The sequence below is a fragment of the Comamonas sp. JNW genome (genome assembly GCF_003105075.1).
GTDB classification, from domain to species: domain Bacteria; phylum Pseudomonadota; class Gammaproteobacteria; order Burkholderiales; family Burkholderiaceae_C; genus Comamonas; species Comamonas squillarum.
Window position 1 is genome coordinate 22,054 of sequence record NZ_QETI01000015.1, and the last position, 23,633, is coordinate 45,686.

The following is a 23,633-nucleotide window of genomic DNA, read 5'->3' on the forward strand; positions in this document are numbered from 1 at the left end:
CGTGCCCACCTGCCATGATGTCCCGCTTTCCATTCCTGCGCGCGTTTGCGCTGCTGTCCGCGCTGTTTTGTCTGGGCCTGGCGTTGGCCGGCGCTGTGACGGCGCAAGCGCAGGAGCGGCGCGCCTACCCGAGCCAGCCGGTCAAGCTGGTGGTGCCTTTTGCGCCGGGCGGCTCGACCGATATCGTGGCGCGCCTGCTGGCCGATGCGATTCGCGAGCCGCTGGGCCAGCCGGTGGTGGTGGAGAACAAGGCCGGTGCCGCAGGCCTCATCGGCGCCGAGGCGGTGGCCCGTGCCCAGCCGGATGGCTACACCCTTGGCGTGGGGACCATCAGCACCCTGGCCGTCAATACGGTGATGCTCAAATCGGTGCGCCGCGATCCGCTGCAAGAGCTGGCACCGGTCATGGCACTGGCGCAGATTCCGTCGGTGTTCTCCACCCATCCCAGCCTGAGGGTACACGATCTGCAGGGCCTGGTGGCGACGTTGCGCGCCAAGCCCGACCACTACACGATCGGATCGGCGGGTGTGGGCTCCATCGGCCACCTGATTGCTGAGGCGATGAATGAAGCGCTGGGCGTACGCCTGCGCCACATCCCCTACAAAGGCCAGGGCCCGGTGATCAACAGTGCGCTGGCCGGCGAGACCCAGGTGCTGAGCGACCAGTACCCCTCGTCAAGCAGCCTGGTGCAATCGGGGCGGCTGGTGCCTTTTGCGGTGGCCGCGCCGCAGCGGTTGCCGGCGCTTCCGGGCGTTCCCACCCTGGCGGAGGCCGGCTACCCGGCGCTCAACCGCCTGGCCATTACCTGGTTTGGCCTGGTAGCGCCCGCTGGCACGCCGCCGGCCGTGATCGACACCCTCAACCGCGCAGCGCAAGAAGCGATGCGCCAACCGGCCGTGCAGGCGCGCCTGGCGCAGCTGGGTGTTGTGCCCATGGGCGGCAGCCCGCAAGCGTTTGCGCTGCTGATCAGCGATACGCGCGCCCAGATCCAGCAACTGGTGCAGCAGCGCAAGCTGGTGCTGGACTGAGGGTTCTGAAAAGCGCAGGTAAAGACTGCGTTGTGCTTTCCAAACCACTGGCGGTTTTGGGGGCGTTGGTCTACAATCCGCCCAGATTTTTTACTAGGAGTAACCCTGTGGACTTACCGAGTTGTTGGCCAGCGGCCAACCGACCACAGGCAAGGTAATCGCAAACGCCCCAGCTTTGCGCGCTGCCTTGCCCAACCAGGCGGGCAGCTGTCAGGCGCCGTAGTTTCTTAGACCTACGCGCCAACGGCATCCCATTCGATCTTCCAGTCTTGCCCCGTGGCGAGCGCCTTTGTTGCGCGCTGCCACGCCGGGTGTGGGAGCTTTTCATGCCACTGCGTATGTCTTCGCTGGCCCCCTTGCGCGCACTGCAGCGCAAGGCTGCGCCATGGGCCATTACGCCTTGCTGCGGCCTGGGCCTGCCCTGCCGCATGCAGCGCCAGCTCGCGACCATGCTGCGCCGCCGCGCTCCGGTGGGCAAGGGCGCAGCGCAGTCCTGCTCGGCATCGGCTGCGCTGGACCCCTTCAGTCGCTGACCTTTCTTCTGTCTGATGTGCATATGTGCCGCCGCACCGCAGCGGCGCGCAGTTGCACGCCTGTATTGCTTGCAGACGCCATGCGGCGCGGATCAGCCGCGCCCCTGGCTGGGAGATGGGTCATGTTGAACCTGCTGAAGAATGGATTCGTCAACTTTTTGCGCTCGCGCCACTGGGGCGTGCATTTCCGCCGCTTGCCCATGTTGGAGCAACTGGCCCACACGCCGGTGGATACCGGCATTTCCAAGGCCATGGGCGAGCGGCTGCGCGACGCCGCCCATGCCCCTGAACAGGCATTGCTGCACAGCCTGAACACCAGCCGCCAGGGCCTGGACGATGCACAGGTGCAGCAAGCCCGTGCGCAAGCGGGCTGGAACACCATTGCGCAGGACCAGGCGATGACCCGCACAGAGCACCTGTGGCTGTGCTTTCGCACGCCTTTCAACCTGCTCTTGACGGTGCTGGCTGCTGTCTCGTGGCTGACCGGCGATACCAAGGCCACGGTGGTGATCGGCAGCATGGTGGCGCTGGCCACCGGCCTGCGCTTTTGGCAGGAGGGCCGCGCCAACAAGGCCGCTGCCGGCCTGCAGGCCATGGTCTCCAACACCGCCGCCGTGCTGCGCCGCACGGCGCAGGATCAAGAGGGGCGGGAGCTGGATGCGCCGCCCTCGCGCCTGTCGGCACTGCAGGCCGTACGCGAGCTGCCCGTGCGCGAGCTGGTGCCCGGCGACATCATCCAGCTGGCTGCCGGCGATATGGTGCCCGCTGACTGCCGCCTGCTGAGCGCCAAGGATCTGTTTCTGGCGCAATCGGCGATGACCGGTGAATCCATGCCGGTGGAGAAATTTGCCCAGCTGCCCGATGGGGCACAGCACAACCCGGTGGAGCTGTGCAACCTGGTGTTCATGGGCACGAACGTGGTCTCGGGCGCCGGCCTGGCCGTGGTGCTGACCACCGGCAACCACAGCTACCTGGGCGCGCTGGCCGGCAAGGTCTCGGCGATGGACCGCAGCCCCACCGCGTTCCAGATGGGCGTCAACAAGGTCAGCTGGGTGCTGATCCGTTTCATGCTGGTGATGGTGCCGCTGGTCTTGCTGATCAATGGCTGGACCAAGGGCGACTGGACCGAGGCGTTGCTGTTTGCGCTGTCGGTGGCCGTCGGCCTGACGCCCGAGATGCTGCCGATGATCGTGACCGCCACCCTGGCCAAGGGCGCGGTGTTTCTGTCGCGCAAGAAAGTGATCGTCAAGCACCTGGACGCCATCCAGAACTTTGGTGCGATGGATGTGCTGTGCACCGACAAGACGGGCACCCTGACCGAGGACCGCATCTCGGTCGAGCGCCACCTAGATGCCTGGGGTGATGTCTCGCACTATGTGCTGGACATGGCCTACTTGAACAGCTACTACCAGACGGGCCTCAAGAGCCTGCTCGATGTGGCCGTGCTCGCCCATGCCGAGCGTGCCCCGCTGGTAGATGCCTATGCCAAGGTCGATGAAGTGCCGTTTGACTTTGTGCGCCGGCGCATGTCGGTGGTGGTGAGCGACAGTGCCGGCATCGGCAAGATCATCACCAAGGGTGCGGTCGAGGAAATCCTGCAGGTCAGCAGCATGGTGCAGGCCGCAGGCGGCGTGCTGGACCTTGATGCGGGCCTGCGCAAGCGCATTGTGGCAACAGCCGAGGCGCTCAATGCCCAGGGGCTGCGCGTGGTGGCGGTGGCCACGCGCGAGACGCAAGCGGGCCAGAGCAACTTTGGCGTGGCCGATGAGGCCGGCATGGTGTTGTGCGGCTTTCTGGCCTTTATCGATCCACCCAAGGAAAGCGCTGCGCCCGCGCTGCAGGCGCTGGCCCGGCATGGTGTGCAGACCAAGGTGCTGACGGGCGACAATGCCGCCGTCACCGCCAAGGTCTGCGAGCAGGTGGGCATCAACGCGCAGCACATCGTGCTGGGCGGCGATATCGAGCAGATGGACGACCAGCGCCTGGCCCAGGTGGTCGAAGAAGCCCATATCTTTGCCAAGCTGAGCCCTGCGCACAAGGAGCGCATTGTGCGCATGCTCAAGGCCAATGGCCATGTGGTGGGCTTCATGGGCGATGGCATCAACGATGCAGCTGCGCTGCGCACCGCCGATATCGGCATCTCGGTGGACACGGCCGTCGATGTGGCCAAGGAAGCGGCCGACATCATCTTGCTGGACAAGAGCCTGATGGTGCTCGACCAGGGCGTGCAGGAAGGCCGGCGCACCTTTGCCAACATGCTCAAGTACATCAAGATGACGGCGAGCTCGAACTTTGGCAATGTGTTCTCGGTGTTGATTGCCAGTGCCTTCATTCCCTTCCTGCCCATGCTGCCGATGCAGCTGCTGGTGCAGAACCTGGTGTATGACTTCTCGCAATCGGCGATTCCGTTTGACCATGTCGATCCCGAGCTGCTGACCCAGCCCCAGCGCTGGAACCCCGCCGATGTGGGCCGCTTCATGCTGTTCTTCGGCCCCATCAGCTCCATCTTCGATATCACCACCTTTGTCGTGATGTGGAAGGTGTTTGGCGCCAACACGCCCGAGCGCCAGGCGCTGTTCCAGTCGGGCTGGTTTGTCGTGGGACTGCTCACGCAGTCGCTGATCGTGCACATGATCCGCACCATGCGCATTCCGTTTATCCAAAGCCGCGCTGCCTGGCCGGTGGGCCTGATGACCCTGGTGGTGGTCGCCATCGGCATCTACCTGCCCATGGGTGCGCTGGCCCCTTATTTCAAGCTCGAGCCCCTGCCTGGCCTGTACTTTGTGTTCCTCGTTGCCGTGTTGCTGGCCTATATGGGTCTTACGCAAGTCATGAAAAAGTGGTACATCCGTCGCTACGGCTGGCAATAAACAGCGTTAAAAATAATCATTTACAGAGGAGGGCGCCATGCTCGAAGCGCTGAACTACACACAACTCAATTCGCTGATCAACACGGCCATCAGCCTGGTCACGGCCTTTGTGCTGGGCACCGTCATTGGCCTGGAGCGCCAGTACCGCCAACGCACGGCCGGGCTGCGCACCAATGTGCTGGTCGCCGTTGGGGCGGCCATCTTTGTCGACAGCGCCAACACCATTGCCGGGCCGGATGGCGCGGTGCGTGTGATGGCCTATGTGGTCTCGGGCATCGGCTTTCTGGGCGCCGGTGTCATCATGCGCGAAGAGGGAAATGTGCGCGGTCTGAACACGGCTGCGACACTGTGGGGATCAGCCGCAGTGGGCGCTGCGGCAGGCGCCGATCTGATCGTGCAGGCGGCCTTGGGCACCGTGCTGGTGCTGGCGGCCAATACCTTGCTGCGGCCGCTGGTCAACGCCATCAACCGCAAGCCGCTGGATGTGGCCTCCGCCGAAATGACCAATGCCGTGTTTGTCGTGGCCGAGCGCCTGCACCAGCGGCTGGCGCTGGCCATGCTGCAGGATGTGCTCGAGCGCGGCGGCTACCCGCCTGGCGACATCGACATCCAGCCCTTTGGCGAGGCCGAGGTCGTCATCGAAGCGACCTTGGCCGCGCAATCGGTGGAGGGTGACGAGCTCGATGCGATGGTGCAGCAGCTGGCGGCCAAGCCGGGCGTGCGCCAGGCGTTCTGGAGCCCCAGCACGCGGGATTGAATCGTGGCTTTAGCCTTCAAAGGCAAAGCCGACGCCATAGATCGAGCGGATGCAGTCCGCGTCATCGCCCATGACGGTGCGCAGCTTCTTGCGCAGGTTCTTGATATGGCTGTCGATCGCGCGGTCGCTCACCTCCAGCGCATCGGCATAGGCCAGGTCCAGCAGTTGGCTGCGCGGGTAGATCTTGCCGGGGTGGCGCTGCAGGATGTGCAGCAATGCAAACTCGCGCCGCGTCAGGCCCAGGTCCTGGCCGCGCCAGCTGGCCTGGCTGGTGGTCTCGTCCAGCTGCCAGTCGCTGGCGGCCAGGCTGGCTGCCGCACCAGGGGCGGGCGGCGCATGGCGGCGCAAGATCACCTTGACGCGGGCAATCAGCTCGCGCGGTGAAAATGGCTTGCAGATGTAGTCGTCGGCGCCCATCTCCAGGCCCACCAGGCGGTCCACTTCTTCGACCTTGGCAGTCAGGCAGATGACGGGGCAGATCTGGCGGGCGCGGCATTCGCGCAGAATGCTCAGGCCATCGGTGCCGGGCAGCATCAGGTCAAGAATGGCCAGCTGCGGCGGGCGTGCGCGCAGCGCCGCCATGGCCTGGCTGCCATCGGCAAAATGCTCGACCTCGAAGCCGGCATGGTGCAGGTAGTCGATGACCACCGAGGCAATATCGGCCTCGTCTTCGGCGTACAAAATGCGGGGTTTGGCAGTGTTCATGCAACAGGGTGTATCAAGGGCAGGATCAAGGTAAGGCGCAGCCCGCCCAAGGACGAGATGGAGGCCTGCAATTGTCCTCCATGGGCTTGCACAATGCTTTTGCAAATCGCTAGCCCCAGGCCCGAGCCGCCGCTGGCGCGGCTGCGCGAAGTCTCTACGCGGTAAAAGCGTTCAAAAATGCGGGGCAGCTCTGCAGGCGGCACGGAGGGGCTGCTGTCATCGAGGTGCAGCTCCAGCCAGCGCTGGCCCGACTCGGGCGCGGGCCCGTGCAAGCTGGCGCTGATGCTCAGCCGCCCGGGGGCATCGGTGTAGCGCAGGCTGTTTTCCAGAATATTGCTCAGCACCTGATGCAGCTGCTGGGCATTGCCCTGCACCCAGGCGGGCGGCAGCGCATGCAGCAGCTCTTGCGCCGTGGGCAGTGCGATGCCGGCCTGGCCAAAGCGGATCTGCACGGCTTCCACGGCCTCGATGGTCAGCGCCCGCATATCGAGCGGGCGGGCCGTGGCGGGCAGGTGGGCGGTCAGCTGCAGCGCGGGGGCGGCCTCGGGCGCGTGCACGACCAGGGCCGTGGGAATGGTGGCGCGCATGTCGCTGACCAGCTGGGTCAAGCGCAGAATCTGGCGGTGCAGGCGCGCAGCGGTTTGCGAATCAAAGCTGCGGATGCCGTCTTGCACTGCCTCGATCTCGGCCCGCACTGCGGCCAGCGGCGTGCGCAGCTCATGGGCCACCTGGGTCAGCCATTCATGCTGCTGGGCCTGGGCCTGGGATAGCTGCTCGGCCATGTGGTTGTAGCGGTCGGCCAGCTCCACCAGCTCGTCGTGGCCTGCGACTGCAATGCGGTAGTCGAGCTGGCCGCTGGCAAAGGCCTTGGCGCCTTCGCTCAATGCCTCGATGGGGCGAATCCAGCGCCGGCTCAGCCACCAGGACAGGGCCCCGGCCAGCAGCAGGCCCAGCAGACCGGTGATGGCCAGGAACACCAGGTGCTCCTTCAAAAAGGCACTGTCGATCTGGTTTTTCAGGTCTTCGGGCTGGTTCAGCGTCAAGGTGCCGATCAGCATATGCTGGCTGTCGAACAGCGGGTTTTTGGCGCTGCCTGGTGTGGGCGGCACACCGGCCAGCAGCTTGCCCTGGTTGTCGAGCAGGCCCAAACGCTGGGAGAGGGGGTGGCGTTCAATGGGGCGCAATTGCTGGGTCAGCATGGGGCCAATCGTGGCGCGGCGCGGCGCCTCGCTCTCCGCCGGGGGCGAAACGGGCACGGCCGCCTGGCTGCCAAAGCGGGTCAGCGCATTCCAGCGCTCCGACGTCAGCGAGACCCAGTGCGGATCCTTGGCATACTCGCGCCGCAGCTGGCTCTCCAGGTACTCCAGCCGGCCCAGCTCGATCTGCGCCACATAGCCGCCCAGACCGCGCTGCAGGCTCCAGTACGAAAAGCCGAAAAACCCCAGCAGCAGGCCCAGCAGCAGCAGCACCATGGCCAGCAGCACCCGCGTTTGCAGACGGGTAAAGCGAAACAGCTGAAGTCGGGGTGTGGTCACAGAGGGCGGGTGGGGCAATGGCGGTGTGGGCACAAACGGCAAAACGGGCAGACGCAATGCCTGCCCGGCTATTCTCTTACACAGTGCGTGGGTGTGTAAAAGGGTTGCTTGATCAGGACGTCATCACCGGCCCTTAGGGCCCGATGGAGGCGCCGCGCTGCGCCACCAGCTGCTTGCCGACCATGCGGCAGGTGGCTTTGGCTGTTTTTCCGTTGTCCAGTGTCAGTTGCACGGCTTCGCCGGCCTTCTTGCCCTGGCAGGCCTCAATGGCTTGCTTGGACGGCGCGGGCTTGGCGGGGCTGGCCGCGTAAGCCTGGGCGGTGGCGATCCAGAGGGCTGCAGTCACGGCGGTGCTGCACAGCAGACGGTGGCGAAGTGGTTGAGAACTCATGGCATTCCTTTGTAAAAAGAGGCTCTGCGGCCAGGCCGCGATCTGGTGTGGGACAGAAAGAAGCGGGTGAAACAGAGAAACTGGAGTGTGTTTACGCCTCTCCGCAGAGCCCATGACTGAACTATAGGAGCCAAATGTGGAGGAAGTTGGGCCAGCTTTGTGGCAGGTGTGACAAAGCGAAAACCGCATGCCTATTGGCTTGGCGCAGGAGCGGGCGCCATTGCGTGCGCCGCAAAGTTATGCAAAGCGGGCCGGGGCTCAGGCCAGCAGCGCAGCCGGGATGGGCGCCCCGTCCAGCGGGCGGCGTGCCGCAATCCGCTGCACCACCCGGTCCGGGTTGCGCAGCAGCCCTGCCTCATAGGCGATGACAGACCAGCTGGCACAGACTTGCAGCAGCTCGCCGGGCTGCAGCAGGAAGTCGGGCCGGGAAGGCTTGCCATAGGCGGCATTGCCTTGGGCAAAGGTCTCGTACAGCAGCAGCCCGCCGGGCGCCACACTGGCCAGAATGTGCGGCCATAGCGGGCGCCACAGATAGTGGGTGACGACCACCGCGTCGAACGCCCGGCCTTCCAGCGGCCAGGCCCCGTTTTCGACATCGGCCAGCAGCCATTCTCCCGCCGTGTCCGCCTGCAGCGACTGCAGCGCCGCGCCATCGCGGTCAACGCCGGTTACCCGCAAGCCCTGGGCCTGCAGGTAGCGGGCATGGCGGCCCTGGCCGCAGGCCAGGTCCAGCACCTGGGCGCCTGCAGGTATCAGTGGCGCAAAGCGGGTGATCCAGGGCGAGGGGGCGTGGCTATGGGGCATGCGCTAGAAACAGGCCCAGACATGGTCAGCCATCTGCACCATGAATTCCGATTGCGCGTAGAGCATGAACACCAGCGCCAGCAGCACCGCCACCAGTAGCCAGATGGCGGCGCGCTGCCAGCCGCGCAGCGGCGCGGCGCCAGCAGTGGGGGCGGTGGGTGGTGCAGGCTGTTGCATGAAAGTTCGGTTATCAGGCCGCCAGCGGCAGCCGCTGCACGGGCTCTTCCTTGACCGGCAGATTGACCAGGCCGGCGAATACGCCCAGGCCAATGGCCACATACCAAACCACATCATAGCTGCCGGTGCGGTCATAGAGGTAGCCGCCCAACCAGATGCCCAGGAAGCTGCCGATCTGGTGGCTGAAGAACACAAATCCGCTGAGCATGGACAGGTGCTGCACGCCAAAGATCTGCGCGATGGCGCCGTTGGTGAGCGGCACGGTGGACAGCCACAAAAAGCCCATCACTGCGGCAAAGACATAGACCGACCAGGGCGACAAGGGCACCAGCAGGAAAACCACGATGGCGATGGCGCGGATGAAATAAATGCCCGAGAGCAGGTAGCGCTTGGCCATGCGCTGGCCGAGCGACCCGGCCAGGTAGGTGCCAAAGATGTTAAAGAGGCCGATCAGCGCCAGCGAATAGCTGGCCACATGCGGCGGCAGGCCGAAGTCCTTCAGGTAGCTGGGCATGTGCACGCCGATGAACATCACCTGGAAGCCGCAGACAAAGTAGCCTGCGGTCAGCAGCAAAAAGCTGGGGTTGCGAAAGGCCTCTGCCACAGCCTGGGCAATGGTTTGCTGCGCGCCACCGGCAGCACTGTGCTTGAGCGCGTGGAAATTGGGCTCGCGCAGCGCAATGGCCAGCGGCACGATGGTGAGCACCAGGATTGCGCAGACCAGCAGCGCGTTCTGCCAGCCCAGGCTGGCGATCAGCTGGCCCTCGACCGGCACCATGAAGAACTGGCCAAAGGAGCCCGCGGCCGCGGCCACCCCCATGGCCCAGGAGCGTTTCTCGGCTGGCAACTGGCGCCCGATGACGCCATAGATCACCGCATAGGTGGTGCCCGTTTGCGCCATGCCGATCAAAAGGCCGGCGGTGAGCGCAAACATCAGCGTATTGGGCGCCCAGGCCATGCCGGCCAGGCCCAGCGCGTACAGCAGCGCGCCGCAGACCAGCACCTTGCTGGCGCCAAAGCGGTCGGCCAGCATGCCGGTAAAGATGCCGATCAGGCCCCAGCTGAGGTTTTGCACCGCCAGCGCCAAGGCGAAGGACTCACGCGTCCAGCCCATCTCCTGGGTGATCGGCTGCAGCCAGAGGCCAAAACCGTGGCGGATGCCCATGGACAGGGTCACTACGGCGCCGCCACACAGCAGCACGCGGGCCATGGACAATCGTTGTGCGTTGTTTTGCATAGTCAGGGGATGTGTCTCGTTATTTAAGAACGTGATTGCGGTCTCTACGCGCGGGGAGATCGTAAGCACGTTCTAGAAATTGTTACTCCAACGCCAAAAACCGGCTGTCGCCCGCATATTGCCCGGTGGCTGTCCAAGCCCATTGCAGGCTTTTGCGGCCAAGCGTCGTGAATCGTCAACAAGTTCCACCTGTTTATCTATACAGCTATTTACAATGGCAGCCGCTAGAATGGAAAGTTATGGCAAGCAAAAACACGTCTACCAGTGAATACGCAGAGGGCTCGATACGGGTTCTCAAGGGGCTTGAGCCGGTCAAGCAGCGCCCGGGCATGTATACCCGTACCGACAATCCGCTGCACATCATCCAGGAGGTGATCGACAACGCGGCCGACGAGGCCCTCGCCGGCTTTGGCAAGAAGATCCGCGTCTATCTGCACACCGATGGCTCCATCAGTGTCGAGGACGATGGCCGGGGCATTCCGTTTGGCATGCACCCCGAAGAGCATGCGCCGGTGGTGGAGCTGGTGTTCACCCGCCTGCACGCGGGCGGCAAGTTCGACAAGGGCCAGGGCGGCGCCTACAGCTTCTCGGGCGGTCTGCATGGCGTGGGTGTCTCGGTGACCAATGCCTTGGCTACCCGCATGGAGGTGACGGTGCACCGCGATGGCTCGGTCGCCACGATGGCCTTTGCCGGTGGCGATGTGGTCGAGCCGCTGCAGGTGCGCGCGATGGTCAGCGGGGACCGCAAGCAGGGCACGACGGTGCGCGTCTGGCCCGATGGCAAGTATTTCGAATCCAGCCACCTGCCGATGGGCGAGCTGGTACACCTGCTGCGCAGCAAGGCCGTGCTGATGCCCGGCGTGAGCGTGCAGCTGACGCAGGACAAGAGCCGCGAGACCCAGACCTGGCAGTACAAGGGTGGCCTCAAGGACTACCTGCTGCAGACCCTGCCGGTCGACCCGATCATCCCCGTGTTCGAGGGCGAGGGCTTTGCCGGCCGCAGCGATGACCATTTTGCCGAGGGCGAAGGGGCCTCCTGGTGTGTGGCCTTCACCGACGAAGGCCAGCCGGTGCGCGAGAGCTATGTCAACCTGATCCCGACCACGGCGGGCGGCACGCATGAAAGCGGGCTGCGTGATGGCCTGTTCCAGGCCGTGAAGAGCTTTATCGAGCTGCACTCGTTGCTGCCCAAGGGCGTCAAGCTGATGCCCGAGGATGTGTTTGCCCGTGCCAGCTATGTGCTCTCGGCCAAGGTGCTCGATCCCCAGTTCCAGGGCCAGATCAAGGAGCGCCTGAACTCGCGCGATGCCGTACGCCTGGTCTCGGGCATGGTGCGGCCAGCGCTGGAGCTGTGGCTCAACCAGAACGTCGAATACGGCAAGAAGCTCGCCGAGATCGCGATCAAGGCGGCGCAGACGCGCCAGCGCGCCGGCCAGAAGGTGGAAAAGCGCAAGGGCAGCGGCGTTGCCGTGTTGCCCGGCAAGCTGACCGATTGTGAAAGCCGCGACCTGGCCTATAACGAGGTGTTTCTGGTCGAGGGTGATTCGGCCGGAGGCAGCGCCAAGATGGGCCGCGACAAGGAAACCCAGGCCATCCTGCCGCTGCGCGGCAAGGTACTCAACACCTGGGAAGTGGACCGCGACCGCCTGTTTGCCAATACCGAAATCCACGATATCTCGGTAGCCATTGGCGTGGACCCGCATGGCCCCGATGACGAGGTGGACCTGAGCGGTCTGCGCTACGGCAAGATCTGCATCCTGAGCGATGCCGACGTGGACGGCTCGCACATCCAGGTGCTGCTGCTGACCCTGTTCTTCAAGCATTTCCCGCAGCTCATCGACAAGGGCCATGTCTGTGTGGCGCGGCCGCCGCTGTTTCGCGTCGATATTCCTGCCCGGGGCAAAAAGCCTGCGGCCAAGGTCTATGCGCTCGACGAGGCCGAGATGCATGCCATCTTCGACAAGGCCGCCAAGGATGGTGTGCCGCGCGAGAAATGCCAGGTCAGCCGCTTCAAGGGCCTGGGCGAGATGAATGCCGAGCAGCTGTGGGAAACCACGCTGAACCCGGACACCCGCCGCCTGCTGCCGGTGCGTCTGAGCCAGACCGATGTGCTGCAAACCCGTGAGGTCATGACCCAGCTGATGGGCAAGGGCGAGGCTGCGGCCCGCCGCGACCTGATGGAGCTGCACGGCCACGAGGTCGAAATTGATATCTGATGTCCTGCTGCCCACGCCGCTGAATAAACAATCGAACCCAAGCCAGCCGCGCGCAGCCGTGCCACAAGCAAAGAAAGCTGAACCCCTATGAGTGAAGAGAACGGTCAGGACCTGCTGTCCAACCCGGTGCCCGAGGACGGCGACAGCCTGGACCTGGGCAATTACGCGCAGCGCGCCTATCTGGAATATGCGCTGTCGGTGGTCAAGGGCCGCGCACTGCCAGACGTCTGCGATGGCTTGAAGCCCGTGCAGCGACGCATCCTGTTTGCGATGGAGCGCATGGGCCTGGGCTACAGCGGCCCCAACCGCGCGACGGCGGCCAAGCCGGTCAAAAGCGCCCGTGTCGTTGGTGATGTGCTGGGCCGCTTTCACCCGCATGGCGACCAATCGGCCTATGACGCGCTGGTGCGCATGGCCCAGGACTTTGCCCAGCGCTACCCGCTGATCGACGGCCAGGGCAACTTTGGCAGCCGCGATGGCGATGGCGCAGCGGCCATGCGTTATACCGAGGCGCGCCTGTCCAAGATCACCAGCCTGCTGCTCGACGAGATCGACATGGACACGGTGGACTTTGTGCCCAACTACGACGGCTCCACCCAGGAGCCCAGCCAGCTGCCGGCGCGCCTGCCGTTCTCGCTGCTCAACGGCGCCAGCGGCATTGCGGTGGGCCTGGCCACCGAAATCCCCAGCCACAACCTGCGCGAGGTGGCCGATGCCTGCGTGGCGCTGATCAAGAAGCCGGCGATGACCGACTTCGACCTGCAGCAGATCATCCCCGGCCCGGACTTCCCCGGTGGCGGCCAGATCATCAGCAGCGACAAGGACATTGCCGACGCCTACCGTACGGGGCGCGGCTCGATCAAGGTGCGTGCGCGCTGGACCATCGAAGAGCTGGCGCGTGGCCAGTGGCAGCTGGTCGTCAACGAGCTGCCGCCGGGCGTTTCCTCGCAAAAGGTACTCGAAGAGATCGAGGACCTGACCAACCCCAAGATCAAGACCGGCAAGAAGACCTTGACCCAGGAGCAAAGCCAGCTCAAGGCCACGGTGCTGTCATTGCTCGATGTGGTGCGCGACGAGTCGAGCAAGGATGCGGCCGTGCGCCTGGTGTTCGAGCCCAAGACCGGCAAGACGCCGCAGTCCGAGCTGATCACCTGCCTGCTGGCGCACACCAGCCTGGAGAGCTCCTCGTCGGTCAACCTGACGATGATCGGCATCGACGGCAAGCCCACGCAAAAGTCGCTGCGCCTGATGCTGGAAGAGTGGATCGAGTTCCGCCAGACGACGATCACGCGCCGCTCCGAGCACCGGCTCGCCAAGGTGCTCGACCGCATCCATATCCTGGAAGGCCGGCAGACCATTCTGCTCAATATCGACGAGGTGATCGCCATCATCCGCGCCAGCGACGAGCCCAAGGCCGCGCTGATGGCGCGCTTTGACCTGAGCGAGCGCCAGGCCGACGACATCCTGGAAATCCGCCTGCGCCAGCTCGCCCGCTTGGAAGCGATCAAGATCGAGCAGGAGCTGAGCGAGCTGCGCGCAGAGCAGGGCAAGCTCGAAGACATTCTGGCCAACCCCGCCTCGCTCAAGCGCCTGATGGTCAAGGAGATCGAAGCGGACGCCAAGCAGTTCGCCGATGCGCGCCGCACCTTGATCCAGGAAGAGAAAAAGGCGGTTGCCGAAGTCAAGGTGGTCGATGAGCCGGTCACCGTCGTCGTGTCGGAAAAAGGCTGGGTGCGCGCGCGTACCGGCCACGGCCATGCGGCCGACAGCTTCAGCTTCAAATCGGGTGACAGCCTCTATGGCACCTTTGAATGCCGCACGGTCGACCAGCTGCTGGTCTTTGGCAGCAACGGCCGGGTCTACTCGGTCGCCGTGGCCAACCTGCCCGGCGGCCGCGGTGATGGCCAGCCGGTGACCACCTTGATGGAGCTGGAAGCGGGCACCCAGATCCAGTACTACTTTGCCGGTCCGCTGTCGGCCCATTTGTTGCTGGCCAGCAGCGCGGGGTATGGCTTCACGGCCTTGGTGGAAAACATGGTCTCACGCCAAAAGGGCGGCAAGGCCTTTGTCAGCCTGGACGAGGGCGACACGCTCTGCGCCCCCTCGCATATCTCGGGCAGCAGCGGTAGCCAGCCGCTGGCCGATGCCAGCCACGTGGCCTGCGCCTCGGTGGGTGGCCGCATCCTCACCTTCGAGATCGGCGAGCTCAACCACATGGCCAAGGGCGGCAAGGGGCTCAAGCTCATTGACCTGGAAGACAAGGACCGCTTGGCCGGTGTGGCCGTCTACACGCGCAGCATCCGCATCGAAGGCTTGGGGCGCGGCGGCAAGGCCCGTGAGGAAACCCTTGAGATCCGCAGCCTCAACAACGCCAAGGCCGGACGCGCCAAAAAGGGCAAGCTCGCAGACCTGGGCTTCAAGCCCAGCGCCGTGTTCCGCGTCGAATAAAGCGCGCGGTCATGCACGACCAAGCCCTGCCCGGCATTGCCCGGCAGGGCTTTTTCATGGCCCGCCGTTGCAGCGCCGATCAGCGCGGCGCGGGCAACAGCGCCCGCAGATGGTCGACAAAAGCGCGCACGCCCCGGGGCAGGTTGCGGCCCGTCAGCGTTTGCAGCTCGATGGAGCGCGCATGCATGCCGCGCTCGCGGATGGGCACGGTGTGCAGCAGGCCCCGGCGCACATACTCGCGCACGGTGACCTCGCCGCCCAGGGTGAGCCCGCCGCCGTGCAGCACAAAGCGCACCAGCGCATCGAACTGCCCGCTCTCGAGCACCGGGTCAAACACCAGGCCGCGCTGGCCGCTGGCAATGTCAAACAGCTGGCGCGCGGTATTGCCGTCGTCCAGCAGCGCGAGCGGGTAGGGCTGCATCTGCGCCAGGCTGACGGTGGCAAAACGGGCCAGTGGGTGGCCGGGTGGCATGATCAGGATGACCGGCGAATTCTGGCGGTGCTGCACATCGATATCGCGCACGGCGGCGCGGCTGTAGGTCAGGCCCACATCGGCCTCGCCATTGCGCACCGCCTGGGTCACCTGGGCGGGCGAGGCCGAGACCAGCTGGAACTGCATGCCCGGGTGCTGCTCGCGAAACGTGGCCATCGCGAGAGGCAAAAACTCAAACGCAAAGCCGGCCGATGCGCAGACCCGCACCTGGCCCCGGCGCAGGCCTTGCAGTGCCTCGATATCGGCGACCACGCGCTCGGCATCCAAGGCATGGCGCTTGGCATGGGTGGCCAAGAGCTCACCGGCCGCACTGGCCACCATGCCGCGCGGGCGGCGCTCAAACAGCGGCACCTGCAGCACTTCCTCCAGCGATGCGATCTGGCGGCTGACGGCCGAGGCAGAGACATTGAGGCGCAGTGCGGCCTCGCTCACCGAGCCGCTGCGCACGACTTCCAGAAAGTAGCGGATGGCGGTGTCCTGGAGGTGCTGCGAGGGAGTCATGGTCTGCTTTGCAAAAAACGCAACGATAACCGCAAAAAATTGTGATTGTCGAAATAGGCCGCATTGCCTATGCTGGATTTTTCTGACATCCAAGAGACATACATTCCATGCCATCCCAGCCTGTTCCTGCCGACCACAGCATCGTCGAGTTGAGCGCCGTGGCGCTGTCGGCAGCCATCCAGCGGCGCGAGTTGTCCTGCACCGAGGTGCTGCAGGCCTTCTGGGGCCAGATTGACCGGTTGAACCCCCAGGTGAATGCGCTGGTCGCGCCCATGCCGTGCGAGCCGCTGCTGGCCCAAGCCGCACAGCTCGATGCCGAACTGGCCCAGGGCAAGAGCCGCGGGCCGCTGCACGGTTTTCCGCAGGCGCCCAAAGACATTTCGCCGGCCGCCGGCATGGTCACCACCAAGGGCTCGCCGATCTTCCAGGGCCAGGTCAGCAGCAGCGATGCGGTGATTTTTGAGCGCATGCGCGCGGGCGGAGCGCTCTTTGTGGCGCGCAGCAATTCACCGGAATTTGGCCTGGGCGGCCACACCTACAACCCGGTCTACGGCACCACCCGCAATGCCTTTGACCAGAGCCGCTCGGCCGGTGGCAGCAGCGGCGGTGCAGCCGTTGCGGTGGCCTTGCGCATGCTGCCCGTGGCAGATGGCTCGGACATGATGGGCTCGCTGCGCACGCCGGCGGCCTTCAACAATGTCTACGGCCTGCGCACCTCCGTGGGCTGCGTGCCGCATGGCCCGGGCGATGAGGTGTTCTTCCAGCAGTTCAGCGTGGCCGGGCCCATGGCACGCGATATTCCCGATCTGGCCTTGCTGCTGTCGGTGCAGGCGGGCTTTGATGCGCGCTTGCCGCTCACGCGCCGCAGCGAAGGCGCGCAGGACTGGGGCCAGGGCCTGGAGCGCGATTTCCGGGGCCGCAAGATCGCCTGGCTGGGTGACCTGGGCGGGCACCTGCCCACCGAGCCGGGCCTGCTCGAGACCTGCCGCGCGGCGCTGGGCGCCTTTGCCGACATCGGCTGCACGGTCGATGAGGTGCTGCCCGACTTTGACCTGGAGCAGCTGTGGCGCGCCTGGATTGATCTGCGCAGCTTCAGCGTGGCAGGCGCCAATGCGGCGCTGTATGACGACCCGCAAAAGCGTGCGCTGCTCAAGCCCGAGGCGCTGTGGGAGATGGAGCGCGGCCGCGCGCTGTCGGGCATGGATATCTATGCCGCCGCCAAGGTGCGCAGCAGCTGGTACGAGGTGCTGCGCCGCCTGTACGAGCGCTATGACTTTGTCGTGCTGCCCGCTGCGCAGGTGTTTCCGTTCGACGCCGAGCTGGACTGGCCCAATGCCGTGGGCGGCCGCAGCATGGACACCTACCACCGCTGGATGCAGACGGTGGTGGGCGCCACGATGGCGGGCTTGCCGGCCTTGTCGGTACCGGCCGGGTTTGGCCCCAACGGGCTGCCTGCCGGCCTGCAGATCATCGGGCCCACGCAGTCGGACAAGGCGCTGCTGCAAATCGGCCATGCCTATGACCAGGCCAGCGGCCATGCCCGGGTGCGCAGCCCTTTGCTGGGCTGACAGCACGCTGTAGATCGTTGACCCGGCGCGTCTTCTAAGGCTGCGCTCCCACCCAGGAAGGCGTTGCTGCAACGCCTGTCTGATCCCTCCCTTGCCCTCGTTTTCCGCAAAAAAGGTAGATCCCATGTCCATGCCGATATCCCGTCACCGCTTTTTGACCTACCTGGCCGCAGGCGCTGCCGGCCTGGCATGGCGCCCAGTGCTGGCGCAGGGCTACCCTGACCGTGCGATCAAGCTGGTGGTGCCTTTTGCACCCGGCGGGGCCACGGATATATTGGGACGGCTGCTGGCCTCGCAGCTCAGTGACAAACTGGGCCAGTCGGTGTTTGTGGAGAACCGGCCGGGGGCAGGCACGGCCGTGGCGGGCGGCCAGGTGGCCAAGTCGGCTGCCGATGGCTATACCTTGTTTCTGGGTGCCAGCTCCACCTTGGCGATGAACCCGGTGGTGCGCAAGGCGCTGCCCTATGACCCGATGCGCAGCTTCAGCATGCTGGGCCTGGTGGCTGACATGGGTCTGGTGCTGGTGGCGAACAATGCCGTCAAGGCCACATCGCTGCAGGACCTGGTGGCGCAATCGAAGGCGGCGCCGGACCGCTTTTCCTACGGCTCCTTCGGCCCGGCCTCGTCGGTGCACTTTGCCGGCGAGATGCTCAAGACGGCAACCGGCATGCGCATGCTGCATGTGCCCTTCAACGGCAGCACACCGAGCCTGACCGCGTTGATGGGGGGCCAGGTGCAGTTGGCGGTGGACACCGTGGTGGCGACCACGCCGCTCATCAAGGCCGGCAAGATCAAGCCGATTGCCGCGCTGGGCGCCCAGCGCCTGGCCTTGCTGCCCGAGGTGCCGACCGTGGCCGAAAGCGGCTACCCTGGTTTTGACATGAGCACCTGGTTTGCGTTCCTGGCGCCTGCTGGCCTGCCCGAGCCGGTGCGCGCCAAGCTCGAAGCTGCCTTGGCCGATGTGATGGCCCAGCCCGCTACCCAGCAAAAGCTCGAAAGCATTGGCCTGACGCCCGCCTGGGGCAATGGCCGTGCGCTGCAGGCCCGGGTGGAACGCGAGCTGCCGCTGATGCGCGATGTGGCGCAGCGCGCGCAGATCGAGGTGGAGTAAGTCTTGGGCGAGCGGTGCTGACGTAGGGAAAAAAAGCGCTTAACGCAGCGCTTCCCACCACTGCTTGTTGCTGCGCGGCTGGCCCACGGTCAGCACCTCGCCGATTTCTGGCGTGGCCAGTTGGATGCCCTGCTGCTGCGCCAGCGCCGCGAGCCGGTCCAGCGGCTCACGCCAGCCGTGCATGGCCAGCGCAAAGGTGCTGTTGTGCACGCTGTAGAGCACCTGGCCGCGCACATCGGTAAAGGCCTGGATGGTTTCTTCCGGTGTCATGTGCACGGAGGGCCAGTAGGCGTCGTAGGCGCCGTTTTCCATCAGCGCGAGGTCCATCGCGCCAAACTTGTCGCCAATCGCCTTGAAGCCGGGAAAGTAGCCGGTATCGCCGCTGTAGTAGATGCGCTGGCCGCCGGTTTGCAGCACCCAGGATGCCCAGAGCGTGCTGTTGCGGTCATTGAGCGTGCGGCCCGAGAAATGCTGGCTGGGCGTGGCGGTGACCTCGACACCGGCGTGTTGCTCCTGCTGCCACCAGTCGAGCTCGACAATGCGCTCGGACGCCACACCCATGTCGCGCAGGCGCGCGCCCACGGCCAGCGGCACAAAGTAGCGCTCGACCTTGCCCAGCAGGAACTTGATCGTCGGCTCGTCCAGGTGGTCGTAATGGTCGTGCGACAGGATGAGACCGGCAATCGGCGGCAGGTCCTGCAAGGGCAGCGGCGTGGGGTGGAAGCGCTTGGGGCCGATAAAGCTGAACGGCGATACGCGCTCACCAAACACCGGGTCGATCAGCCAATACTGGCCCTGGAGCTTGAGCAGGTGCGACGAGTGGCCGAGCCGAATCACATGGTTGGCATCGGTGGGCAGCGCTTGCAGCTGCGCCGGGGTGACGGTGTGGACCGGAATACTGTCCTGCGGAGTGGTGCCGCTCTTGTCGCCAAACAAAAAGCGCGACCAGATCTGAAAGCCGCCGGCATGGGGCTTGGCCGCCGGGTTGGGCGGGTTCTGAAAGCGCTTGTCGGCCGAGGAATACTGGGGCGATGCCTGGTAGCGGCGCTGGCTGTCCTCGTCGGGGGTGGAGGCGCAGGCTACCAATGAGCAGGCAGTGGCCACCAGCCAGCCGCTGCGCAGGCGCTGAAAGCCGCCGTTGCCGCGGGTGGTGTTGCTGGAGGAGGACGCGGGGTGGGGCTCTTGCATGGGGTGTGTCAATCAGGCAGGGGAATGCGGTAAGCGATTGCCATGATACGGCGCCCATAAGAAAGCCGCATGGCTGCGGCTTTTGTAGGGATTTAGCGAAAAATCTATTGATTAATCAACAGATTTATTCCACTTCGGCGATGAGTTCGATCTCGACACAGGCGCCCCGGGGGACCTGGGCGACGCCAAAGGCGCTGCGGGCATGCGCCCCCTTGTCGGGACCAAACACCTGGGCCAGCAATTCGCTGGCGCCGTTGGTGACCAGATGTTGCTCGGTGAAGTCTTCCGTGCTGTTGACCAGGCTCATCAGCTTGACAATGCGCTTGACCCGGTTCAGATCGCCACCGACTGCTGCTTGTAAGGTGCCCATCAGGTCGATGGCGACCGCGCGCGCTGCCTGCTGGCCTTCGGCGGTGTCCATGGTCTTGCCTAGCTTGCCGGTCCAGGGCTGGCCGTTCTTGCTGGCCGTGTGGCCGCTGATAAAGACCAGTTGGCCGGTTTGTGCAAACGGTGCGTAAGCCGCAGCCGGTGTGCGCACGGGCGGCAGTTCAATGTTCAGTGCTTTGAGTTGGTCGTAGATGCTCATGCCGGTGTTGTCCTTGCTGGGTAGAAGACAGGCATCTTAGAGGCATGGCCGACTGCGGTGGCATGCAAAAACAATGCGGCGCCATACCCGCAGGGCATGGGCGCCGCATCGCGTGGTGCAGGTGTCAAGCGAGTTCGGCGATCAGCTCGATCTCGACGCAGGCGCCCATCGGAATCTGGGCGACGCCAAAGGCGCTGCGGGCATGGGCACCCTTTTCAGGGCCAAACACTTCGGCGAACAACTCACTGGCGCCATTGGTCACCAGGTGCTGCTCGGTGAAGTCACCGGTGCTGTTGACCAGGCTCATCAGCTTGACCACGCGCTTGACACGGTTCAGATCACCACCGGCGGCATGCTGCAAGGTGCCCAGCAGGTCGATGGCCACCGCGCGGGCTGCGAGCTTGCCTTCTTCGGTGTTGATGTTGCGGCCAAACTGCGCCACCCAGGGCTTGCCATCCTTGCGGGCGATATGGCCGCTCAAAAACACCATGTTGCCGGTCTGTACATAGGGCAGATAGGCGGCAGCGGGCACCGCCAGTGGCGGCAGGCTGATGCCGAGGGCCTGGAGTTTGTCGTAAACGCTCATGGAGTCCTTTCAAAAGTGGAGGCGGGGCAAAGCGCCCAGTGTGGCACAAATGCCCTGCCAGGGCGCCGTTTCCCATGTCGCCTGAGAGGGGCGCCGGCGAACTCTAGGGCAAGCCCTGATCGGACCTGCAGGCAGCGCTGCCTAGCATGTGGAGATGATGGAGACCTCTTCCTGCAAGCGGGCAGTCCAGCGCAGTGTGGGGCCGGGCTGGGCGGGCTACTGGCGACCGGCGGCCTGGCTCTGGGGCATCCTGGCGGGTACGGCCCTGCAACTGCAGCAGGCCAGCTTGGCGCCTGTCTGGCAGTACGCGGCATTGGCGCTCTTGGGGGCCGTGGCCAGCTTGCTGCTGAGCCGCTGGCGCGGGCCGCTGCCGTGGCTGGATCGCGCGCTGTGCTGTCTGGCTGCCGCTGCGCTGGCCTTGGGCCTGGCGGGCATGCGTGCCGCCCATCAGGCGCAAAAGCAGCTGCTGCCAGCGTTGGAAGGGCTAGACCTGCAGGTCGAGGGCGTCATCGTCGCCATGCCTTTGCCGATCACCGGCGGCCAGCGCTTTCGGCTCAAGACCGGGCAGGCCTGGCAGGTTGGGCAAGGCGGGCAGAAGGGTGCGCCGGTGGCAGTGCCGCCGCTGATCGACCTGTCCTGGTACCGCGCCGACCACCGGGCTTTTTCGGGTGTGGCGCCCGAGCCGCCTGCGTCGGCAGAGGCTGATCTTCCGCTGCTGCAGGCGGGGCAGCGCTGGCGGCTGCCGCTGCGTTTGCGTGCCCCCCATGGCAGCCTCAATCCGCATGGTTTTGACTACGAGATGTGGATGTGGGAGCAGGGCGTGCAGGCCAGCGGCTATGTGCGCCACGGCCAGGCCCAGGGGCCGCAGCTGCTGGCCTCCGGCCAAGGCCATGTGGTAGAGCGCTGGCGGCAGGCGGTGCGTGATGCGATGGTGCAGCGCCTTGCCCCGCCGGGCCAGGCGCAGGCGGCAGAGCAGGCGCGCATCGCCGGCGTGCTGGTGGCGCTGGTGACCGGGGAGCAGCGTGCGATTGACCGCGAGGACTGGCGCGTGTTCCGCACCACCGGCGTGGCCCATCTGATGGCGATATCGGGCCTGCATATCACCTTGTTTGCCTGGGTGGCGGCGGCGCTGATCCGCATGGCCTGGCGGCGCAGCCCGGCGCTGTGTCTGTGGCTGCCGGCACCCCATGTGGCCTTGTGGGGCGGGGTGCTGTGTGCGGGGCTCTATGCGCTGTTCAGCGGCTGGGGCATTCCCGCGCAGCGCACGGTGCTGATGCTGGTGGTGGTGGCCGCGCTGGCATCGACTGGCCGGCAATGGCCCTGGCATATGCGCTGGCTGCTGACCTGTGTCTGCGTGGTGCTGGCCCAGCCCATGGCCTTGCTGCAGGCGGGGTTCTGGCTGAGTTTTCTGGCAGTCGGTATCTTGTTTGCATCCGACCGAGGGGGCAGCAGCCGCAGCGCTGCGCTGCCCGAGCAGGGCAGGGCGCAGCGCGGCCTGCGCGGCGCCTGCGCTGCCGCCGCCAAGCTGCTGCGCGAGCAGTGGGTGGTGACCCTGGCGATCACGCCCTTGTCCCTGCTGCTGTTTGGCCAGGTGTCGCTGGTCGGCTTTGTGGCCAATCTGCTGGCCATCCCCTGGGTGACCTGGGTGGTCACGCCGCTGGCCTTGCTGGGCGCCGTGCTGCCGCCGTTGTGGACGGCCGCAGCCTGGGCGCTGCAGCCCTTGATGGTGGCGCTGCAGTGGCTGGCCAGTTGGCCCCATGCCGCGTTGTGGCTGGCCGCAGCGCCGGGCTGGGCAGCGTTCGTTGCCGTGCTGGGGGGCATCTGGCTGGTGCTGCCCTGGCCTTGGCGCCTGCGGCTGCTGGGCCTGCCTTGCCTGCTGCCCGCGTTGTTCTGGCAGCCGCTGCGGCCGCCCCATGGCCAGTTTGCGCTCTGGGCGCTGGATGTGGGCCAGGGCCAGGCGGTGGTGGTGCAGACGGCCAGGCACAGCCTGCTGTATGACGCGGGCCCGTTGTACGGGTCTGGCAGCAATGCAGGCGACCGGGTGGTGGTGCCGGTAATGCGGGCGATGGGCGTGCGCGGGCTGGACAGCGGCCGGCTCGATCTGCTGGTGCTCAGCCACGCCCATGTGGATCATACGGGCGGTGCCCAGGCGGTGGTGGAGCAGCTCCAGCCGGTGGGCGTGCTGGGCTCGCTGCTGCCCTATGAGCGGCAGCGCCTGGGCATTGCCGAAGCGCCCTGGCAAGACTGTGCTGCGAGCCAGACGTGGACCTGGGATGGAGTGCATTTCAGCGTTCTGTTTCCGGGGGCGCAGGAGCTGGGTGCCACAGACAGTTCCATTCCAAGGGATAGCTCGGGCAATGCCCACAGCTGCGTGCTGCGCATCGAGGCGGCCGCGCGTGGCGGCCATGCGGCCAGCGCCTTGTTGCCCGGCGATATTGAGCGGGCCCAGGAGGGGGCGCTGGTGCAGCGCTATGCGGGCGAGCCGTCGGTGTTGCGCGCCGATCTGATGCTGGCCCCGCACCACGGCAGCAACACCTCGTCCACGCGACCGCTGCTGGAGGCGGTGCTCCCGCGCTGGGTGGTGGCACAAACGGGCTACCGCAACCGCTTCAGGCACCCGGCTGCGCGGGTGCAGCAGCGTTACCAAGAGATGCAGATTGTGCTGCGCAACACGGTCCATTGCGGTGCGGCGCACTGGCGCTCCGACCAGCCCCAGACGCTGCTGTGCGAGCGGCAAAAGCGGCCGCGCTATTGGCGCCACCAGGCTGCCCAGCAGGGCCAGACAAGCGGCATATTGGATATTAACAAAACAAATCAAGCACTAATTCTTGATGAAGGTTAGTACTTAGTTTTGGGTGGCGCGAAACTTGCTAAGCTGCTGGTGCCAGAAAGGATTTTG

At 65.5% G+C, this 23,633-nt stretch carries 19 protein-coding genes; 9 read left to right on the forward strand and 10 right to left on the reverse strand.

Annotated features, from left to right (window positions below; translation table 11 throughout):
• The first annotated feature begins 17 nt into the window (after nucleotides 1-17).
• The 4 genes from DCO45_RS18705 (at nucleotide 18) to DCO45_RS18720 (ending at nucleotide 5,188) form a co-directional block, all read left to right on the forward strand.
• Entirely contained in the window at nucleotides 18-1,028 is a 1,011-nt protein-coding gene (locus DCO45_RS18705; protein WP_116927310.1) for a tripartite tricarboxylate transporter substrate binding protein, read from the forward strand.
• A gap of 326 nt (nucleotides 1,029-1,354) precedes the next feature.
• Nucleotides 1,355-1,561, forward strand: a complete 207-nt coding sequence (locus DCO45_RS18710; protein ID WP_133248203.1) for a hypothetical protein — start codon at nucleotides 1,355-1,357, stop codon at nucleotides 1,559-1,561.
• A 122-nt stretch (nucleotides 1,562-1,683) separates the two neighbouring features.
• Nucleotides 1,684-4,431 carry a magnesium-translocating P-type ATPase gene (mgtA, locus tag DCO45_RS18715; protein WP_116927245.1) on the forward strand — a complete coding sequence of 916 codons (2,748 nt, stop codon included), beginning with the start codon at nucleotides 1,684-1,686 and terminating at the stop codon, nucleotides 4,429-4,431.
• Between the two features lie 37 nt (nucleotides 4,432-4,468).
• Nucleotides 4,469-5,188 (forward strand): MgtC/SapB family protein, encoded by a 720-nt coding sequence (locus DCO45_RS18720; RefSeq protein WP_116927246.1) that lies wholly within the window; start codon nucleotides 4,469-4,471, stop codon nucleotides 5,186-5,188.
• A gap of 9 nt (nucleotides 5,189-5,197) precedes the next feature.
• Here the strand turns inward: DCO45_RS18720 and DCO45_RS18725 are convergent, their stop codons facing one another.
• The 6 genes from DCO45_RS18725 to DCO45_RS18745 form a co-directional block, all read right to left on the reverse strand.
• Nucleotides 5,198-5,893: a response regulator gene (locus DCO45_RS18725; RefSeq protein ID WP_116927247.1), complete on the reverse strand. Its 696-nt coding sequence runs from the start codon at nucleotides 5,891-5,893 to the stop codon at nucleotides 5,198-5,200.
• The gene (locus tag DCO45_RS18730) at nucleotides 5,890-7,428 is read right to left on the reverse strand and encodes an ATP-binding protein (protein ID WP_243419423.1); all 1,539 of its coding nucleotides are present in this window, start codon (nucleotides 7,426-7,428) and stop codon (nucleotides 5,890-5,892) included. Before DCO45_RS18730 ends, DCO45_RS18725 begins: the two co-directional genes overlap by 4 nt.
• A gap of 133 nt (nucleotides 7,429-7,561) precedes the next feature.
• Nucleotides 7,562-7,819, reverse strand: a complete 258-nt coding sequence (locus tag DCO45_RS18735) for a hypothetical protein (RefSeq protein ID WP_133248204.1) — start codon at nucleotides 7,817-7,819, stop codon at nucleotides 7,562-7,564.
• A gap of 258 nt (nucleotides 7,820-8,077) precedes the next feature.
• Nucleotides 8,078-8,623 (reverse strand): class I SAM-dependent methyltransferase, encoded by a 546-nt coding sequence (locus DCO45_RS18740; RefSeq protein WP_116927249.1) that lies wholly within the window; start codon nucleotides 8,621-8,623, stop codon nucleotides 8,078-8,080.
• A 3-nt stretch (nucleotides 8,624-8,626) separates the two neighbouring features.
• Nucleotides 8,627-8,800, reverse strand: a complete 174-nt coding sequence (locus DCO45_RS23045; protein WP_165841232.1) for a hypothetical protein — start codon at nucleotides 8,798-8,800, stop codon at nucleotides 8,627-8,629.
• 13 nt (nucleotides 8,801-8,813) lie between these two features.
• The gene (locus tag DCO45_RS18745; RefSeq protein ID WP_232539561.1) at nucleotides 8,814-10,037 is read right to left on the reverse strand and encodes an MFS transporter; all 1,224 of its coding nucleotides are present in this window, start codon (nucleotides 10,035-10,037) and stop codon (nucleotides 8,814-8,816) included.
• A gap of 239 nt (nucleotides 10,038-10,276) precedes the next feature.
• On the opposite strand from DCO45_RS18745, the gene DCO45_RS18750 reads away from it, so the two are divergent.
• Nucleotides 10,277-12,253, forward strand: a complete 1,977-nt coding sequence (locus tag DCO45_RS18750) for a DNA topoisomerase IV subunit B (RefSeq protein ID WP_116927251.1) — start codon at nucleotides 10,277-10,279, stop codon at nucleotides 12,251-12,253.
• 87 nt (nucleotides 12,254-12,340) lie between these two features.
• Nucleotides 12,341-14,701 (forward strand): DNA topoisomerase IV subunit A, encoded by a 2,361-nt coding sequence (gene parC, locus DCO45_RS18755; RefSeq protein ID WP_116927252.1) that lies wholly within the window; start codon nucleotides 12,341-12,343, stop codon nucleotides 14,699-14,701.
• A 79-nt stretch (nucleotides 14,702-14,780) separates the two neighbouring features.
• On the opposite strand, the gene DCO45_RS18760 is transcribed toward parC, so the two are convergent.
• On the reverse strand, nucleotides 14,781-15,695 hold the full coding sequence (locus DCO45_RS18760) for a LysR family transcriptional regulator (protein ID WP_116927253.1): 915 nt from the start codon (nucleotides 15,693-15,695) through the stop codon (nucleotides 14,781-14,783).
• A 107-nt stretch (nucleotides 15,696-15,802) separates the two neighbouring features.
• Here DCO45_RS18760 and DCO45_RS18765 point away from each other — a divergent pair, with 107 nt between their 5' ends.
• Both DCO45_RS18765 and DCO45_RS18770 read left to right on the forward strand, forming a co-directional pair.
• On the forward strand, nucleotides 15,803-17,263 hold the full coding sequence (locus DCO45_RS18765) for an amidase (RefSeq protein ID WP_116927254.1): 1,461 nt from the start codon (nucleotides 15,803-15,805) through the stop codon (nucleotides 17,261-17,263).
• Nucleotides 17,264-17,393: 130 nt separating this feature from the next.
• Entirely contained in the window at nucleotides 17,394-18,374 is a 981-nt protein-coding gene (locus DCO45_RS18770) for a tripartite tricarboxylate transporter substrate binding protein (protein ID WP_116927312.1), read from the forward strand.
• A 39-nt stretch (nucleotides 18,375-18,413) separates the two neighbouring features.
• On the opposite strand, the gene DCO45_RS18775 is transcribed toward DCO45_RS18770, so the two are convergent.
• The 3 genes from DCO45_RS18775 to DCO45_RS18785 all read right to left on the reverse strand — a co-directional run bounded on the left by DCO45_RS18775 (nucleotide 18,414) and on the right by DCO45_RS18785 (nucleotide 20,734).
• Nucleotides 18,414-19,562: an MBL fold metallo-hydrolase gene (locus tag DCO45_RS18775; protein WP_116927255.1), complete on the reverse strand. Its 1,149-nt coding sequence runs from the start codon at nucleotides 19,560-19,562 to the stop codon at nucleotides 18,414-18,416.
• A 124-nt stretch (nucleotides 19,563-19,686) separates the two neighbouring features.
• Entirely contained in the window at nucleotides 19,687-20,148 is a 462-nt protein-coding gene (locus tag DCO45_RS18780; protein WP_116927256.1) for a RidA family protein, read from the reverse strand.
• Between the two features lie 124 nt (nucleotides 20,149-20,272).
• On the reverse strand, nucleotides 20,273-20,734 hold the full coding sequence (locus DCO45_RS18785) for a RidA family protein (protein WP_021027680.1): 462 nt from the start codon (nucleotides 20,732-20,734) through the stop codon (nucleotides 20,273-20,275).
• A gap of 157 nt (nucleotides 20,735-20,891) precedes the next feature.
• Between DCO45_RS18785 and DCO45_RS18790 the strand changes: the two genes are divergently transcribed.
• Entirely contained in the window at nucleotides 20,892-23,576 is a 2,685-nt protein-coding gene (locus tag DCO45_RS18790; RefSeq protein ID WP_116927313.1) for a DNA internalization-related competence protein ComEC/Rec2, read from the forward strand.
• Nucleotides 23,577-23,633 lie beyond the last annotated feature (57 nt).